Consider the following 15,228-nt stretch of genomic DNA (forward strand, 5'->3'; position numbering starts at 1 on the left):
TAAATACCGAAAGGTCTATCTACGCGCCTTGCGCTCCAATCCCATTCGATCCAGCACCGTCACCGCGCCCCGCCCCAGCCGCACCACGCCCTGATCCTCCAACTCCCGCAACACCTTGTTGGCGGTTGCCCGGGTGGTGCCGGCCATCGACGCCAGATCCTCCTGCGTCAGCCGGATCACGGCCGGTGCGCCCACGCCGTCCCCGTACGCGGTGGCGAGATACGCCAGCCGCCGCAGCACCCGCGTCTCCACCGGCAGGTACAGCGCCTCCAGCACCGCCGCCGACAGCCGCCGCACCTGGGCCGCCAGCGAGGTGGTGAGAAACCGCTCCACCTGCGGGTGTTCGTGCCGCAGCCGTTCGAGCTGGGCGCGGTTGAGGGTCAGCGTCTGCACATCGGTGACGGCCACGATGGTCGCGGTGCGCCGCGCCTCCGGGCTCAGCAGCGCCTGCTCGCCGAACATCTCACCCGGCCCGAGCACGGTGAGGGTGGCGGTGTGCCCGAGCGGGGTGGTGACCCGCACGAGCAACCGCCCACTCACGATCAGATGCACGCAGTCGCCGGGATCGCCCTCGTGGCAGACGATGTCACGCCGCCGGAACCGGCGCGGCGTGCAGGCCGCCACGAACTCGCGCCGTTCCTGCGGCGAAAGCCCGTCGAGCAGTTCGAATTCCGTCACGCCCGGCCAGCTCTCCCTTACGCCCGACTCAGTGTTACCGGAACCCCATTGAACACGGCGTTGCCCGACGGTGCGTCCACCAGCGAATCATCGGTCAGCGCATTGGCATTCACCCCGGCATGCTCGCGCGCCACGGACTGCGTGCTGTCCCCGTGTCCCCAGCCGTGCGGCAGGCTCACCACGCCGGGCATGATGTCGTCGGTCGGCTCGACCTCCACGGTCACCGTGCCCGCCGCGGACTTCACCACCGCCAGCCCGTTCAACCCCAGCCGCGCCGCATCCTCCGGATTGATGTGCAGCGTGCAGCGATTCGACCCGCCCATCAGCGGCCCCACATTGTGCAGCCAGCTGTTGTTGGATCGCAGTTGCCGCCGCCCGACCAGCACCATCTCCGGCTGCGCGGCCGTCGCCCGCGCCCGCAGCCGCTCCAGATCGGCCAACATCTCGGCGGGCGCGAGCTCGACCTTGCGTGAGGCGGTGCGCAGCACTCCCGGCAGCCGGGACTCCAGCGGACCCAGATCGATGCCGTGCGGATTATCCAGCAGCACTTGCAGATTCAGCCTGCCGCGCCACTCGCTCGCCGCGTCGGGCTGCGAGGCCCACTCGCCGAACGGGCCGAGGCGCAGCATCATGTCCAAGCGCTGCTCGGTGGTGTTGTCGCCCAGCAACTCCGCGCGCCGATCGGCCATGCCCGCCTTGTGCAGCGTGCCCGCGATGACGATCTCGTCGACCACGGTGAGCGGATCCAGGCCCGGCTGCGGTGCCTGGCCGGAGACCGCGAGGGCGAGCCGGGCCATCACCTCGGCCTCCGACATCTCGTCCGGGCCCAACGGCACCACCGGCGGCGTATACCGGGCGTAGTTGTGCACGGCGAAGTTGAGCAGCGCGAAATCGTAGTGCGGCGACTGCAGAATCCGCGGCGGCGGCAGGATGACGTCGGCGTGCCGGGTGGTCTCGTTGAGGTAGCGATCCACGCTGACCATGAACTCCAGGCCCGCGAAGGCGGCGTCGAGCCGCGCGCCGCTGGGCGCGGACAGTACCGGGTTGCCCGCCACCGTCACCATGGCGCGGATCTGCCCGGCGCCGGGCGTGAGGATCTCGTCGGCCAGCGTCGCCACCGGCAATTCGCCCATGGTCTCGGGCAATCCGCGCACCCGGCTACCCCAGCGCGCGGTCCGGAAGGGCCGCGACCGCACGATGCCCAGCGCCGCCCCGGTCGCGAACATGGCCCCGCCGGGCGTATCCAGATTGCCGGTGAGCGCATTGATCACATCCACCAGCCACTGCGTGAGCGTCCCGAATTCCGCCGTGCAGGTGCCGATCCGGGCGTAGACGGCGGCCGTGGGCGCGGCGGCCAGCTCGCGGGCGATCCGCACGATGGTCTCGGCGGGCACCCCGGTGCGCGCGGCCGCCAGTTCCGGCGTGAAATCGGCCGCGGCGGCGCGGATCTCGTCCAGCCCGTTCACCTCGACACGCAACTCGGCGAGATTCTCCGCGAACAGCGTGTGCACGATGCCGAACAGCAGGTAGGCGTCGCTGCCGGGCCGCACGAACAGGTGCTCGTCGGCCAGCTTGGCGGTGCGGGTGCGCCGCGGATCCACCACCACCAGCCGCCCGCCGCGTTTGCGCAGCGCCTTGAGGCGACCCGGGAAATCCGGTGCGGTACACAGCGACCCGTTGGATTCCAGCGGGTTCGCGCCCAGCATCAGCAGGTAGTCGGTGCGGTCCAGGTCGGGGACGGCCACGGTGAGCGGATCGCCGAACATGAGCCCGCTCGACACCTGCTTGGGCATCTGGTCGGCGGTGCTGGCGGAGAACAGGCTGCGGGTGCCCAGCGCCCGGATCAGCAGCGGCACGTACAGCGCCCCGGCCACGGTGTGCGCATTCGGATTGCCCAGGTACAGCCCGACCGCCTGGTTGCCGAACTCCGCGGCCACCCGCGGCAGCCGCTCCCGGATCACCTCGAACGCCTCGTCCCAGCCCGCCGCCCGCCAGGTGTCGGTGGCGCGATCGCGAATCATGGGCGCGGTCAGCCGATCCGGATCGCCGTCCAGGTGTCCGAGGGTCGCGCCCTTGGGGCAGATGAAGCCCCGGCTGAAGGGATCGGCGTGATCACCGCGCACCGCGGCGATGCGGTCGGAGCTGTCCAGGGTGAGCTCGAGGCCGCACACGGCCTCGCAGAGCGGGCAGGTGCGCAGCACCGTCCGGGGGCTGTCCGTGACGTGGGTCATACCCAATGATCGCCCGCGACCCCGCCCGGCGAAACACCGGAACGCGCCGAATTCGCTTGCGGGCGAATCGGCAGCCCTGTGGGGGACCCGCACAGCCGGAGGACCGAAATATTGGAGGGTCACACCATCGGCGAAAGTCGTTGCGGTTGACAGGATCTAACCGTATCGGCGGAAGTCCCCCCTAGGCGGCGAGGGATTCGTGCGAGCCGGAATGACGAGGCGTTATGTCCGCTCTCTCTGAATTTGCAACGTTTGTACCCGGATACGGCGAAACCCGCGAGCGCCGGGGTGCACTCGCGGGTTTCGCGTCGATATTCGAGCCGGTGTCAGGAGGCGATACGAGCCGCCTGCGGAGCGCCCTTGGCGGCCGCGCGCACCGCGGCGGCGATGGCGACGACCGGCGGCAGCCAGCGGGCCTCGTGCGGGGCGACGCCCCAGCAGGCCGCACCGGCGGACAGCTTGCTCGGCGGCAGCGGGATGCCCGCGCCGTCGGTGTAAACGGCAATCCCTGCGGCCCGCAGCGCCTCGATGGCGCGCTCGGCCTTGCGCAGTCCGGTCACCAGGTGGATCTCGCGGCGCTCGGCGCCCGGGATCTCGATGACCGGCCCGGTCAGATCATTGGCGCGCAGGTAGCGGCGCACGAAGGCGGCGGTGTCGCCGGTGACCTCGATGCCCGATACCTCGTCGTCGGTGACCAGGCAGATGCCATTGGCGGTTTCGGCGACCGTCCAGCCGCGCTGGATGTAGTCCTGCGCTGATTCTGCAACGGCTGACGAAAACGTCGTACGCACTGGTTTCTCCATTCCCCGGTAGATCTAGTTCCTGCTCTGTGCGAGGTATCGGCCGGAGGTGTCCGGGTCGTTACACACCCTTTTTCACCAACGGTCCGGTTCTGTCCCAGAACGTCCTATGCCCGGTCTGTTTTGACCCTTTAGTGCTGTTGGCGCAGAAGCGACAGCGCAGGTCGGTGGCTTTCCTGCCTGCATCAACACCGTCAAGGGTGCTGACGCCGGGGACGAACCCCGAACCGGGAGCGCGGTGGGACGTGTTCTACACCACACTGTCTCGGACTGTCCGGCCCCGGCGTTACGGGCGACACTTGATCCGCCGAAAAGGTCTGCGGGAGAGGAGATCGGCGGCATGGCCGATCAATCGGGCGGGAACACAGCCGAACTCGAGGAATTCGAGGAGTTCGACGAGATCATCACCGAGGGCCGCTGGGCCGCTTTCAAGGAGTCCGCGACCCGCCGCATGTCCCGCCGCATCGCGGAGGACGAGGAGGCCGAGGAACCGGTCGAACCCTTCGCCAGCCCAAGCGCTTTCGGATCCTGGAGCGTGGATGCTGCACGCGCCCTGCTGGACGTGCAGTTTCACCGCGCCGCCACCCGCACCCTGTTGCCACTGGCGTATCTGCTCGGCCTGGCCGGTGCGGTCGCCATTCCGGTCGTGGGAACCGTAGGGCTGTGGCGGGTTTCGGCCTGGCTGGGCATCGTCTTCGGGGTGTGCTTCGCGATTCCGCTGGGCCTGGTGATCGCCGCGACCGTGCGCCTGCTGTTGGAGTTCGTGCTCAATGCCTCCCGGTTGGCCGGGCGGGTCTCGCATATCGCGGACATGGCCGACGATCTTTTCCAGGCCCTCTCCGATGTGGCGGAACCGGTCAATCAGCTCTCGAAAGACGTTCAGGCCGTGCAGTTCTGGCGCTTCCGCAAGCGCTCGTCCAGGAAGTAACCTGGACAGAAGGTCGACAACCTAACCACTAGGCCGCGTCCCGCGTCCATGGATCGCTGAGTTTTCCTGTGCAACAATGCGATCGCAACACTGGTATAGGGGGACGAATGGCTCTACCGCAGGGGATTACCGGATCGACCGTGCCGCGTCGGCAGCTCGGACGACACCTGCGCGACCTGCGTAATCGCGCGCGCATGACGACTCGGGTGGCGGCGCAGCGATTGGAATGGTCCGAGGCCAAGATCTGGCGCATCGAAACCGGTCAGACCTCGCTGCGCAGCCTGGATGTGGAGGCCATGTGCCGCATCTACGGGGCGCCCGAGGACGCCATCGAACCGCTCACCTCGCTGGCTCGGGAAACCAAGGCCCGCGGCTGGTGGACCGAGTTCGGTGACGTGATCGACGAGGGCTACGAGGTCTACATCGGCCTGGAGGAGGCCGCGAGCCGCCTGGTCAGCTACGAGAACGAGCTGGTCCCGGGGCTTTTGCAGACCGAGCAGTACTACCGGGCGGTGCTGGCGGGAGCCTACCCGGGCATCTCGCCCGAACAGCTCGACCGCCGGGTGCGGGTGCGCACCGCGCGGCAGTCGCTGCTCACCCGCACCGACTCGCCGCTGCACCTGGACGTGGTGATCGCGGAGGCGGTGCTGTGGCATCGCATCGGCGGTGACGAGGTCACCCGCGGTCAGCTGGATCGGCTGCGCAAGTTCGCCGAACTGCCCAATGTCCGACTGCGCCTGCTGCCGGTCGAGTGCGGCTACCACCACGGCATGGATGCCGGGCGCTTCGTGCTGCTCGAATTCCCCACCGCCGCAGGCGAACCCACCGAACCGCCGGTGGTGTACGTGGAAACCCTCACCGGCTCCTCCTACCTCGACAAGGAACACGAGGTGGAGCGCTACCGGGAGGCCGTCGCGGCGGTGAATGCCGTTGCGGTGGAAGCACTCCCGGTGATCGAGACGTTGCGCGCCGCGGTCTGACCGGATTCCGGAAACCTAGCCCAGATTCTGGGCCAGCACCTCACGGTGCGTGGGCGCGGCCTGCCGATGCAGTTCGCGCCCTTTCTCCGTCACGCACACGAAGATCGCGCGGCGATCCTCGGTGCACAGCGTGCGATCCACCAGTCCGTCGCGTTCGAGCCGCGCCACCGTGCGCGAGAGCGCGCTCTGACTGAGGTAGATGTCATTGGCCAGATCGCTCATCTTGCAGCTGTCGCTGCCGGTTTCGACGAGGCGGTCGAGGGTTTCGAATTCGCTGAGCCCGATGTGGTGGCGGCCTTGCAGTTCTTTTTCCAGAGCGCACGAGGTCGTCGCGTGCCGGGCCAGCAGATCGCGCCACTGATCAATGAGCCCGGCCGGTTCCGTCTGCGCGAGAGACGTCACCTCGGGCCGTTCGACAGGCGCTGTCGGCTTCGGCATGCGGCCATCCTAGTCCTGGCGACTGAAGCATGCAACCGCATTAAATGCTTGTGCATTTGATGCGCGCGCATGTACTGTCCTCTCTCGTGACTTCCACCGAGATCCGCCCCGCAGTGAGCAATGCGGCCGACTCCAGCACCTGGACCGGTCGGCTCTGGGGCATGCTCATCACCCTGTGCATCGTGCTGTTCCTCGACGGCCTCGACGTGTCGATGATCGGCGTCGCGCTGCCGTCCATCGGTACCGAACTCCACATCCAGACCTCCACCCTGCAGTGGCTGGTCAGCGGTTACGTCCTCGGCTACGGCGGCCTGCTGCTGCTGGGCGGTCGCACCGCCGACCTGCTGGGTCGCCGCAAGGTCTTCCTGATCGCCCTGGGTGTCTTCGCAATCGCCTCGCTCGCAGGCGCTTTGGTGAGTTCGCCCGCGCTGCTGATCCTGACCCGCTTCATCAAGGGCCTGGCCGCCGCGTTCACCGCGCCCACCGGCCTGTCCATCATCACCACGAATTTCCCCGAGGGACCGGCCCGTAACAAGGCGCTGTCCATCTACACCGTCTTCGGTGCGGGCGGCTACTCCATGGGCCTGCTCTTCGGTGGCCTGATGACCGGCCTCGGCTGGCGCTGGACCTTCCTGCTGCCGGTGCCCGTGGCCGTCGCCGCCCTGGTCTCCGCGTACTTCCTGGTCCCCAAGGACAAGCCCGCCGAAGAAGGCGGACACGACCTGATCGGCGCGCTGCTGTCCACCGCCACCATGCTGCTGCTGGTCTACACCGTGGTCTCCGCGCCGCAGGCGGGCTGGGGCTCGGCCCGCACCATCGGATCGTTCGTCGCGGTGCTCGTGCTGGGTGGTTCGTTCGTCTACGCCGAGAGCCAGGTCAAGTACCCGCTCGTCCGCCTGGGCATTCTGCGCAAGCCCACTTTGGTCCGGGCCAGCCTGGCCATCATCGCGGTCGCCGGTTCGTACTTCAGCTGGCAGTTCATCACCACCCTGTACCTGCAGGACACCCTCGGCTGGTCGCCGCTGAAGCTGTCGATGGCGCTGCTGCCCGTCGGTCTACTGGTGGTCGCCTCGGCCTTCGTCTCCGACAAGCTGGTGGACCGCTTCGGCACCGGCCCGATCATCGCGATCACCATGGTGGTCATGGCCGTCGGCTACCTGCTGTACCTGCGCATCGACACCGCACCGTCGTACCTGACCGTGCTGCTGCCTGCGGTGCTGCTGGTCGGCATCGGCTGGGTCGGCTTCCCGGCCATCAATATTCAGGCAACCAGTGGCATCGAGGATGACGAGCAGGGCCTGGCGGCCGGTGTGCTGCAGACCGCCATGCAGGTCGGCGCGGCCATCGTGCTCGCGGTGACCACCGCCATCGTCACCTCGGGCGTGCCGAGCAACCCGACTCCCCAGTCCATGCTCGACACCTACCGTCCCGGCCTGGAATTCGCCGCCGGTGTCTCCATCGTCGGAGCCCTGGTCGCCCTGACGGTGTTCATCCCCAAGTTCCGGGCTCGCCGCGAAGAGGTCCGCGAGCGGGAGGTCGAACTGGTCGGCTAGTGACTCACCGGCCGGGACTGCCGCTCACACAGGACCGGCCGGTCACCTGAAAAGAGAAGGGGCGCACCGCGGCACGCGGTGCGCCCCTTTGTCTCGTCAGGGCAAGCGCAGATCGGCGAGCCGCGGAGCCGCCGCGTCCTTGTCGGAGCGGATGAAGGTGAGCGGCTCACCGTTGCGGCCGACGGTCGGCCACTCGATGGCCAGTTCGGGATCGAAAGCGTCCAGGTCCCGGTCGAATTCGGGGGAGTACTCCAGCGAGCACAGGTAGTTGACCGTCGAATTGTCCTCGAGCGACAGCAGCGCGTGGCCCAGCCCCTCCGCCAGGAACACCGCCTTGCGCTCCACATCGTCGATGACGACCGCGTCCCAGGTCCCGAAGGTGGGGGAGTCGCGGCGCAGGTCCACCACCACGTCCAGGAACGCCCCGCGCACGCAGGTCACGTATTTGGCCTGGCCGGGCGGATTCTCGGTGTAGTGGATGCCGCGCAGCACGCCCGCCGCGGAGGTGGAGATATTGACCTGCAACAGGTCGAAGGGCCGACCGACGGTCTTCTCGAATTCCGAGGCCTTGAACGACTCGTAGAAAACGCCGCGTTCATCGCCGAACTGCCGGGGCGTGAACTCCCACGCGCCCGGTACCGACAGTTCCCGAATCCCCATGTCTCACTCCCAAGTTCGGCCGTGGTCCAGCAGACCCAGCAGGTATTTACCGTAGCCCGAGCGCACCAGGGGTTCGGCCAGTCTGGTCAGCTGATCATCGTCGATGAAGCCCAGCCGCCAGGCCACCTCCTCCGGCACGCCGATCTTGAGGCCCTGCCGTTCCTCGATGGTGCGGACATAGTTGGCGGCGTCCAGCAGCGAGTCGAAGGTGCCGGTGTCGAGCCAGGCGGTGCCGCGGGCCAGCACCTGCACGTGCAGGCGGCCCTGTTCGAGATAGGCCCGGTTGATATCGGTGATCTCGTATTCGCCGCGGTCGGAGGGCTTCAGGTCGCGGGCGATGGCGAGCACGTCGTTGTCGTAGAAGTACAGCCCGGGGATGGCGTAGTTGGATCGCGGGTGCTTGGGCTTCTCCTCGATGGAAATGGCCCGGCCGTCGTCGAATTCGACCACGCCGTAGGCGGTCGGATCGGAGACCCGGTAGGCGAAGACCGCCCCGCCGTCGAGGTCGTGGTACTGCTGCAGCTGGGTGCCCAGGCCCGGGCCGTGGAAGATGTTGTCGCCCAGCACCAGTGCGGCGCTGCCGGTGCCGATGTGGTCGGCCCCCAGCACGAAGGCGCGCGCCAGCCCGTCCGGTTCCGGCTGCACCACATACGAGATGGAGACGCCGAAGCGGCTGCCGTCGCCGAGTAGCCGTTCGAAGGCCGCGCTGTCCTCGGGTGTGGTGATCACCAGGATGTCCCGGATCCCCGCCAGCATGAGGGTGGAGAGGGGGTAGTACACCATCGGTTTGTCGTACACCGGGACCAGCTGTTTGCTCACCCCGCGGGTGATCGGGTGCAACCGAGATCCGGTGCCCCCGGCCAGGATGATTCCGCGCATGTCACGAGAGTCTGCCAGTTCGTGCGCGGGCGCGACGGCCAGGTTCCGAGTGGACTTCGAATTGATCACGCCCGTTTACCACCATGCGGATCCGGCGATTTCTGTTGCGTAGGTCACCTTCCCATGGTGTTCTGAAACAACACTATGTGAGATGTCAGCGCCGACTCTCCGACGGTTCGGCGCGCCAACAACGAGGTAGGTGCGCGATGGCTCACGAAGACGTCCCCGTCCAGAACCCGAACCGGACCAGTGCCGCCGCGCGGATGCTCGAGCTCGTCTCCCGCACCATGATCCGCCCGATGGGCGAATTGATGCCCGTCACCGCCGCTTCCATGCCGATGGTCAACGGCGTCATCAACAACCTGGCCAAGCTGCGCCCGTCACCCAGCGGCGTGGAACGGGAACAGGTACAGCTCAAGGGCTTCCGCATGGAGATCGTGCGACCCGCCGGAGCCAGCAAATCCCTGCGCGACGGCGCGGTGCTCTACATGCACGGCGGCGGCTTCTTCCTCTGCGGCCTGGACACCCATCGGCCCGTGGTCGCCTCGCTCGCCCGCCGCACCGGCCTGCCGGTGGTCAGCGTCGAATACCGGCAGCTGCCCGAGACCGATATCGCCGGGGCCGTGACCGATTGCCTGACCGCCTACAAATGGTTGCTGGCGCATGGCGCGCCCGCCTCCCGCGTGGTGTTCGCGGGCGATTCCGCCGGCGGCTACATGACCTTCGCGACCGCACTGCGGGCCCGCGACAACGGACTGCCGGTCCCGGCCGGGCTCGTCGGCCTGTGTCCCGCACTGGATCTCGACTGCACCGAGAAGCGCAATCACCCCAACTACCACCGCGACGCGCTGATCCCGCTGTCCGCGCTGGAATCGGTGGTACGGATGGGCGCCGAGGTGGACGGTCGGGTCGATCCGCGGCTGTCACCGGTCAACAATGTGCTGGTGGGCCTGCCGCCCGCGCTGCTCATCATCGCCGAGGACGAGGTGCTGCGCCGCGACAGCGAGATCATGGCCGAACGCCTGGCCGCCTCGGGAGTGCCTGCCACGCTGGAGATCTGGCGCGGCCAGGTGCACGCCTTCATGGCCATTTTCCCGAACATGCCCGAAAGCCGGGCCGCCCTCGCGCATGTCGCGCGTTTCGTCCGCGAGCGCATCGAGGCGGGCCAGGTCGCCCGTACCGCGTGATTGATGATGTGGGGCTCGGGGCGCACGACCCCGGGCCTCACATCTGTTCCGACACAAAGCTGTTCCGACGCAAGCGAAACCCCCGCCCGGCTGAGCCGGGCGGGGGTTTCGTAGAGCTGCGGTCCGAGTATTACTTGGACGAGATGTGCGGCTCGTTGATGGTGGAGAAGTACTGGATCGCGGCGGCGATCGCGACCGGAGCGGTCACGAACAGCTGGCCGGCCAGGGTGCCCAGGAAGCCGACGGTCGAGGCGCCGACCATGCAGCCGATGATCGGGCCGGCACCGAACAGGGTGGCCAGCGGGATGGAGGCCAGACCCGCGACGCCGAAGCCGAGGACGCAGCCGACGGCCGCGCCGCCGAGGCCACCGACCAGGGTGCCGATGGTGGCACCGGTGGAGATGGTGTCCTTCAGGCGGTTCCAGGCAGCCTGCTCACGGTCGTAGTCCGACTTCCAGGGGGCCTGGTCCTCGTAGGGCAGGGCCACGTCCTGGACGGGCGCGTAGGTCGCGTGCGCCTCGTCGAACTGCGGGGTCAGGGTGGCGGCGTGGTCCGAGATGTCGGCCACGACCGGGAACTCGAAGTTGTCGACGCGGAACTTCAGCGGCATGCCGGCGACGACGTTGCCGTTGGCGGCCTTGATCTCGAAGTTGCCGTTCTCCACGACCATCGAACCGGCGTCCGTGCGGACGATGGTGCTGGTGTCGGTGGTGGTGGCGGTGTAGTTGATCGCGGCGCTCTCGTCAGCGGCGGGCGCGGCGTTCACGGTTCCGGCGGTGATGCCCAGGGCAGCGACGGCCAGCGCCGCGGTGGCGGCGAATTTCCTCATCAGCATTGTGTTGAAACCTCATCAAGAGCTCGGGGGGACAACACGAATCGAAATGGAGGACAGCTAACGAGCGGTGAACCCATCGTGACCGTTCGTTCAATTTTTGTTCACCATCACGATCGTGCGGTCTGCAAGGTAGCTCAAAAGCGCAGCGTGGTAAAGGTTTTGGCGCGGATATACGATCCGCCTGAACGTTACCTGAGAAGCGCTGTGTGACGAAGGTCACACCTCTGGCTTGGAAAGTCGTGACTATTGGCGTGTGAATGTCACGTTGAGGACACCAAATTCCGACATTTGGACCCGGTCCTTGCCTTTCGATTAAGTACATATGTTTCAACCGGATGTCCGATTCCGCGCACGTCGGTGCGGTGGGTGGTGTAAAGACCGCAACTTCTCCGGACCACGCGAGGGCATCCCGACCGGGGAGACGTAGTGTTTACCCGGTGCGACTGCTCGTAACCGGCGGCGCCGGCTTCATCGGCGCGAACTTCGTTCATCAGACCGTGACTCAACGTTCCGGCGTGCACGTCACGGTGCTGGACAAACTCACGTATGCGGGTAACCGCGCCTCCCTCGACCCGGTCGCGGATCGAATCGAGTTCGTGCACGGCGACATCGCCGACACCGCGCTGGTGGATCGCCTGGTCGGCGGGGTGGACGCGGTGGTGCATTTCGCCGCCGAATCGCACAATGACAATTCGCTGGCCGACCCGTGGCCGTTTGTCCAGACCAATATCATCGGCACCTATTCGCTGCTCCAGGCGGTGCGCCGGCATCAGGTCCGGTACCACCACATCTCGACCGACGAGGTGTACGGCGATCTGGAACTCGACGACCCCAAGGCATTCGACGAGAGCACGCCCTACAACCCGTCGAGTCCCTATTCGGCCAGCAAGGCCTCGAGCGACATGCTGGTGCGCGCCTGGGTGCGTTCCTTCGGGGTCCGGGCCACGATTTCCAACTGCTCCAACAACTATGGGCCCTACCAGCACGTGGAGAAGTTCATCCCGCGGCAGATCACCAATCTGATCGACGGGGTGCGGCCGCGGCTCTACGGCACCGGCCACCAGGTCCGGGACTGGATCCACGTGGAGGATCACAACAGCGCGGTGTGGGAGATCCTGGAGCGCGGGCAGATCGGGAAAACCTATCTGATCGGCGCGGACGGCGAGCGCGACAACCGGTCCGTGGTGGAGCTGATCCTGACCGCATTCGGCCGGGCCGCAGACGATTTCGACCACGTCACCGACCGTCCGGGCCACGATCTGCGCTACGCCATCGACTCCTCGCTGCTGCGCACCGAACTCGGCTGGGAGCCGCGCTATCGCGATTTCGGTCAGGGCCTGGAGGCCACCGTCCAGTGGTATCGGGACAACGAATCCTGGTGGCGGTCACAGAAAGTCACCACCGAGACCGCCTATGCCGAAGCCGGTGAGAGAGTCCTCTAGGACCAGCCGGAACGGTAGTCCGCCCAATCCTGTTCGGTGGCAGTGAAATCCACATAGATGGCGACACCGAAGGCCCGGCGATCGCGATCGGTGCGGCCCAATCCCAAACGGACGCCGCGGATCGCGGCCGCCACGGTCTCGGCGGCGGCGTGATGGCCGAGATCGTCGGCGCGGAATGCCGGCAGACCCATCAGCAGATCCACGTTCGGACCGGTGGCCTGCAGGGCGAGGGTGGTTTGTTGGGCGAGATATCCGCCGTAGAGCGGGCGGGTCGGCATCGCGGTGTCGTATGACATGACCGCGATTTGATCGACCCGGCGCGCGACCTGCGCGAAATAGGCTTGCGACCACCATTTTCCGTGACCGAACAGCGCCACTCCGAGCGAATGCAATCCGGGTAGCGGATCGATAACCGGAGCGGATACGGACAGCAGTGCGCGGCGTGCGGAAGTGACCGCGCGCACTTGCTCCAGGATGGTGAGATAACCGGTTGATCCGGAGCGCACCGGCTCGAAATCGAAGTGAATACCGTCGAATCCGAGATCGAGCACCTGCGTCGATGTCGTGACAACATGATCACGTGTTGTCGAATCCTCGGCATTCAAGCCGTCGAATTCGGGGGCCAGCACATCTCCGAGCCACGCCTGCACACGAATTCCGGGCAGGGTCCGATGCACCGCGTCGATGAACCAGCGGGCCTGTGGATACAGCGCTGCGGGCAGGGTGCCGTCATTTTCCAGCGGCCCGGTGTGGACGTACAGATCCTTGATTCCGGTCCCGGCCAGCCGAATTCCCAGCTGGGCGATATCGGTGTCGGATTTTCGACCATCGACCCAGGCGTGCCCGAGCCAGAGGGCGTCCCGATCGCGGGTCCGCGCGGTGCTCGGCGGGGTCCCGGTGTCCTCCAGTCGCAGGAAGACTGCGGCCCCGACGAGCGGCGAGAGCAGCAGACAGGCAATAACCAGCAACACCACGGCAATTCGCCGCTGGCGGGACCAGCGGCGCCATCGGGCACGCACCGCCGGCCGACTCAGCCCCAGACGATGGTGGAGTACTTGACCACGGCCGCCACCAGCGCGATCGTGGTCGCCCCCACCACCGTGATCACCATGCCGCGCACCGGAACCCGGCCCGCCGCATCGGTGAACCGCAGCGGCAGCCAGCGCAGCACCACGGCCAGGCCCAGCACCGCGAGCGGCACGAAGTAGCGACCCTGGACGCCGTCGATGATGAAGTAGCCGACCGGCGTGAAGGACATGTACAGCGTCACGTAGATCATCGCCACGCTGGCGGCCACGGTGGCTGCCACCAGCCAGGTCCGGGTCCGGTTGGCGGCGAGCGGTGAGAAGCGCTCGGCCGCACCGATGCTCATGGTGAACGCGAGCAGGCTCGCCAGGATGGTCAGCGCGGGCACCTCCACGTAGGAGAAGCCGAGCGCGCCGAAGAACTGGGTGAACCAGAGATCGTCGCGGCGAGCGATGCTGTCGCCGAACACCCGCAGGAAATGCGCGGGGTCGGTGAGGATGCCGTGCAGTTGATCGCCCGGACGGACGTTGCCCCAGTCCTTCTCGGGCCGCATCAGGCTCATGCCGTCGCCGGTCGGGGCGGCGATCTTCATCCACACCGCGAACGCCACCGCGCCGACGGCCGCGGTCGCCCACGGCAGCGCGCGCTGCCACACCGCGACGCGTCCGGTGCCTTCGCTACCGTCGCCGCCGAAACCCCAGCGGTGTGCGGGAATCAGCACGGTCAGCATGGCGATGAGGACGTAGGTCGGCTTGCACACCGGCAGCAGCACGGTGGTCGCGAGCGCGGCCACGGTCTCCGGCCGCGACAGCCGCTCACCGAGGAACAAGCCCTTGACCAGCAGCGCCGACAGCAGCAGCGCCAGCGCATTGGTGACGGTGTCCGCGGTGACGGTGCCCGCCTGGAACAGCGCGATGGGCAGTACCGCGACGGTGAACGCCAGCCACTGCACCCGATACCCGCGCAGCACCCGCAGCGCGAAGGCGACGATGACCAGGTAGGCGACGAGCCCGGCCCAGCGGGTCGCCAGCGTCATGCCGCCGACGTTCAGGTCCAGGGCCTCCGCGATCCGGATGCCCGCGGCGGCGGGCAGATACGGAATCGGCGAGTAGGCGGCGGTATTGGTGAACCAGACCGGCTTGGTCTGCTCGGAGACCGGCATGCCGCCCAGCACGTCGTAGACGTGCGGGTCCTTGACCATGGGATCCGGCTCGTCCGGAGTGTCCGTGTAGTCGTGCATGGCGTAGCCCATCAGCGCGTCGATGCTGACGGGTACGTCGCCGCCCCAGGCCGGGCCCCGGTCGTCGTGGATCTTCTCGGGCAGGAAACCGCCGTGCGCGACCTGGTAGGCGCGCCCGAACTGGGTGATCTCGTCATGGCCCCAGAACGGCGGGGTCAGCACCGACCACACCGCGCCGAAGATGCCCGCGATCAGTACGAAAGTCAGTGCGGCCGAGCCGAATCGGCGCTCCACACCGATCGCCGCGCGGCGCAGTCCGGCCTTCCGGTCGGGCGCTGCGGCCGGGATCTTCTCCGGTGCGGCGACGGCGGGTTTCTCGTTCGCTTCGGTAACCACGATGTCCGATTCTGC

General features: G+C 67.3%; 14 protein-coding genes. 5 read left to right on the forward strand and 9 right to left on the reverse strand.

Annotation, left to right across the window (positions count from 1 at the left end):
- Positions 1-15 precede the first annotated feature (15 nt).
- The 3 genes from ACYVN4_RS15820 to ACYVN4_RS15830 form a co-directional block, all read right to left on the reverse strand.
- A complete protein-coding gene (locus tag ACYVN4_RS15820; RefSeq protein ID WP_460721684.1) occupies positions 16-678 on the reverse strand; it encodes a Crp/Fnr family transcriptional regulator in 663 nt (220 codons plus the stop codon).
- A 17-nt stretch (positions 679-695) separates the two neighbouring features.
- On the reverse strand, positions 696-2,909 hold the full coding sequence (locus ACYVN4_RS15825) for a molybdopterin-dependent oxidoreductase (RefSeq protein ID WP_460721686.1): 2,214 nt from the start codon (positions 2,907-2,909) through the stop codon (positions 696-698).
- 326 nt (positions 2,910-3,235) lie between these two features.
- Positions 3,236-3,700 carry a hypothetical protein gene (locus ACYVN4_RS15830; RefSeq protein WP_379359505.1) on the reverse strand — a complete coding sequence of 155 codons (465 nt, stop codon included), beginning with the start codon at positions 3,698-3,700 and terminating at the stop codon, positions 3,236-3,238.
- Between the two features lie 349 nt (positions 3,701-4,049).
- Here ACYVN4_RS15830 and ACYVN4_RS15835 point away from each other — a divergent pair, with 349 nt between their 5' ends.
- Together ACYVN4_RS15835 and ACYVN4_RS15840 are read left to right on the forward strand one after the other, a co-directional pair.
- Positions 4,050-4,637, forward strand: coding sequence for a DUF4282 domain-containing protein (locus ACYVN4_RS15835; protein ID WP_460721689.1), 588 nt, complete (start codon positions 4,050-4,052; stop codon positions 4,635-4,637).
- A gap of 107 nt (positions 4,638-4,744) precedes the next feature.
- Positions 4,745-5,617, forward strand: coding sequence for a helix-turn-helix domain-containing protein (locus tag ACYVN4_RS15840; protein WP_460721691.1), 873 nt, complete (start codon positions 4,745-4,747; stop codon positions 5,615-5,617).
- Between the two features lie 15 nt (positions 5,618-5,632).
- Here the strand turns inward: ACYVN4_RS15840 and ACYVN4_RS15845 are convergent, their stop codons facing one another.
- Entirely contained in the window at positions 5,633-6,055 is a 423-nt protein-coding gene (locus tag ACYVN4_RS15845; RefSeq protein WP_460721693.1) for a MarR family transcriptional regulator, read from the reverse strand.
- Positions 6,056-6,216: 161 nt separating this feature from the next.
- Here ACYVN4_RS15845 and ACYVN4_RS15850 point away from each other — a divergent pair, with 161 nt between their 5' ends.
- Positions 6,217-7,608 (forward strand): MFS transporter, encoded by a 1,392-nt coding sequence (locus ACYVN4_RS15850; protein WP_460722693.1) that lies wholly within the window; start codon positions 6,217-6,219, stop codon positions 7,606-7,608.
- A 96-nt stretch (positions 7,609-7,704) separates the two neighbouring features.
- On the opposite strand, the gene ACYVN4_RS15855 is transcribed toward ACYVN4_RS15850, so the two are convergent.
- Together ACYVN4_RS15855 and rfbA are read right to left on the reverse strand one after the other, a co-directional pair.
- Positions 7,705-8,268 carry a dTDP-4-dehydrorhamnose 3,5-epimerase family protein gene (locus ACYVN4_RS15855; RefSeq protein WP_460721695.1) on the reverse strand — a complete coding sequence of 188 codons (564 nt, stop codon included), beginning with the start codon at positions 8,266-8,268 and terminating at the stop codon, positions 7,705-7,707.
- Between the two features lie 3 nt (positions 8,269-8,271).
- Complete coding sequence (gene rfbA / locus ACYVN4_RS15860; protein WP_460722695.1) at positions 8,272-9,147, reverse strand: glucose-1-phosphate thymidylyltransferase RfbA; 876 nt, start codon at positions 9,145-9,147, stop codon at positions 8,272-8,274.
- Positions 9,148-9,353: 206 nt separating this feature from the next.
- On the opposite strand from rfbA, the gene ACYVN4_RS15865 reads away from it, so the two are divergent.
- The gene (locus tag ACYVN4_RS15865) at positions 9,354-10,334 is read left to right on the forward strand and encodes an alpha/beta hydrolase (RefSeq protein ID WP_460721697.1); all 981 of its coding nucleotides are present in this window, start codon (positions 9,354-9,356) and stop codon (positions 10,332-10,334) included.
- Positions 10,335-10,464: 130 nt separating this feature from the next.
- On the opposite strand, the gene ACYVN4_RS15870 is transcribed toward ACYVN4_RS15865, so the two are convergent.
- Positions 10,465-11,169, reverse strand: coding sequence for a hypothetical protein (locus ACYVN4_RS15870; RefSeq protein ID WP_460721699.1), 705 nt, complete (start codon positions 11,167-11,169; stop codon positions 10,465-10,467).
- Positions 11,170-11,606: 437 nt separating this feature from the next.
- On the opposite strand from ACYVN4_RS15870, the gene rfbB reads away from it, so the two are divergent.
- A complete protein-coding gene (rfbB, locus tag ACYVN4_RS15875; protein WP_460721701.1) occupies positions 11,607-12,611 on the forward strand; it encodes a dTDP-glucose 4,6-dehydratase in 1,005 nt (334 codons plus the stop codon).
- Here rfbB and ACYVN4_RS15880 read toward each other — a convergent pair.
- Positions 12,608-13,585 carry a glycoside hydrolase family 18 protein gene (locus ACYVN4_RS15880; protein WP_460721703.1) on the reverse strand — a complete coding sequence of 326 codons (978 nt, stop codon included), beginning with the start codon at positions 13,583-13,585 and terminating at the stop codon, positions 12,608-12,610. The genes rfbB and ACYVN4_RS15880 overlap by 4 nt on opposite strands.
- A 56-nt stretch (positions 13,586-13,641) precedes the next feature.
- On the reverse strand, positions 13,642-15,213 hold the full coding sequence (locus ACYVN4_RS15885; protein ID WP_460721705.1) for a DUF2142 domain-containing protein: 1,572 nt from the start codon (positions 15,211-15,213) through the stop codon (positions 13,642-13,644).
- Positions 15,214-15,228 lie beyond the last annotated feature (15 nt).

The sequence above is a fragment of the Nocardia heshunensis genome, from assembly GCF_054782115.1.

Excerpts from the sequence above, each read along its gene's own strand:
- ACYVN4_RS15825 (WP_460721686.1), bottom strand. The coding sequence starts at position 2,909 with ATGACCCACGTCACGGACAGCCCCCGGACGGTGCTGCGCACCTGCCCG.
- ACYVN4_RS15850 (WP_460722693.1), top strand. The coding sequence starts at position 6,217 with ATGCTCATCACCCTGTGCATCGTGCTGTTCCTCGACGGCCTCGACGTG.
- ACYVN4_RS15870 (WP_460721699.1), bottom strand. The coding sequence starts at position 11,169 with ATGCTGATGAGGAAATTCGCCGCCACCGCGGCGCTGGCCGTCGCTGCC.
- ACYVN4_RS15865 (WP_460721697.1), top strand. The coding sequence starts at position 9,354 with ATGGCTCACGAAGACGTCCCCGTCCAGAACCCGAACCGGACCAGTGCC.
- ACYVN4_RS15835 (WP_460721689.1), top strand. The coding sequence starts at position 4,050 with ATGGCCGATCAATCGGGCGGGAACACAGCCGAACTCGAGGAATTCGAG.
- ACYVN4_RS15840 (WP_460721691.1), top strand. The coding sequence starts at position 4,745 with ATGGCTCTACCGCAGGGGATTACCGGATCGACCGTGCCGCGTCGGCAG.
- rfbA (WP_460722695.1), bottom strand. The coding sequence starts at position 9,147 with ATGCGCGGAATCATCCTGGCCGGGGGCACCGGATCTCGGTTGCACCCG.
- ACYVN4_RS15855 (WP_460721695.1), bottom strand. The coding sequence starts at position 8,268 with ATGGGGATTCGGGAACTGTCGGTACCGGGCGCGTGGGAGTTCACGCCC.
- ACYVN4_RS15845 (WP_460721693.1), bottom strand. The coding sequence starts at position 6,055 with ATGCCGAAGCCGACAGCGCCTGTCGAACGGCCCGAGGTGACGTCTCTC.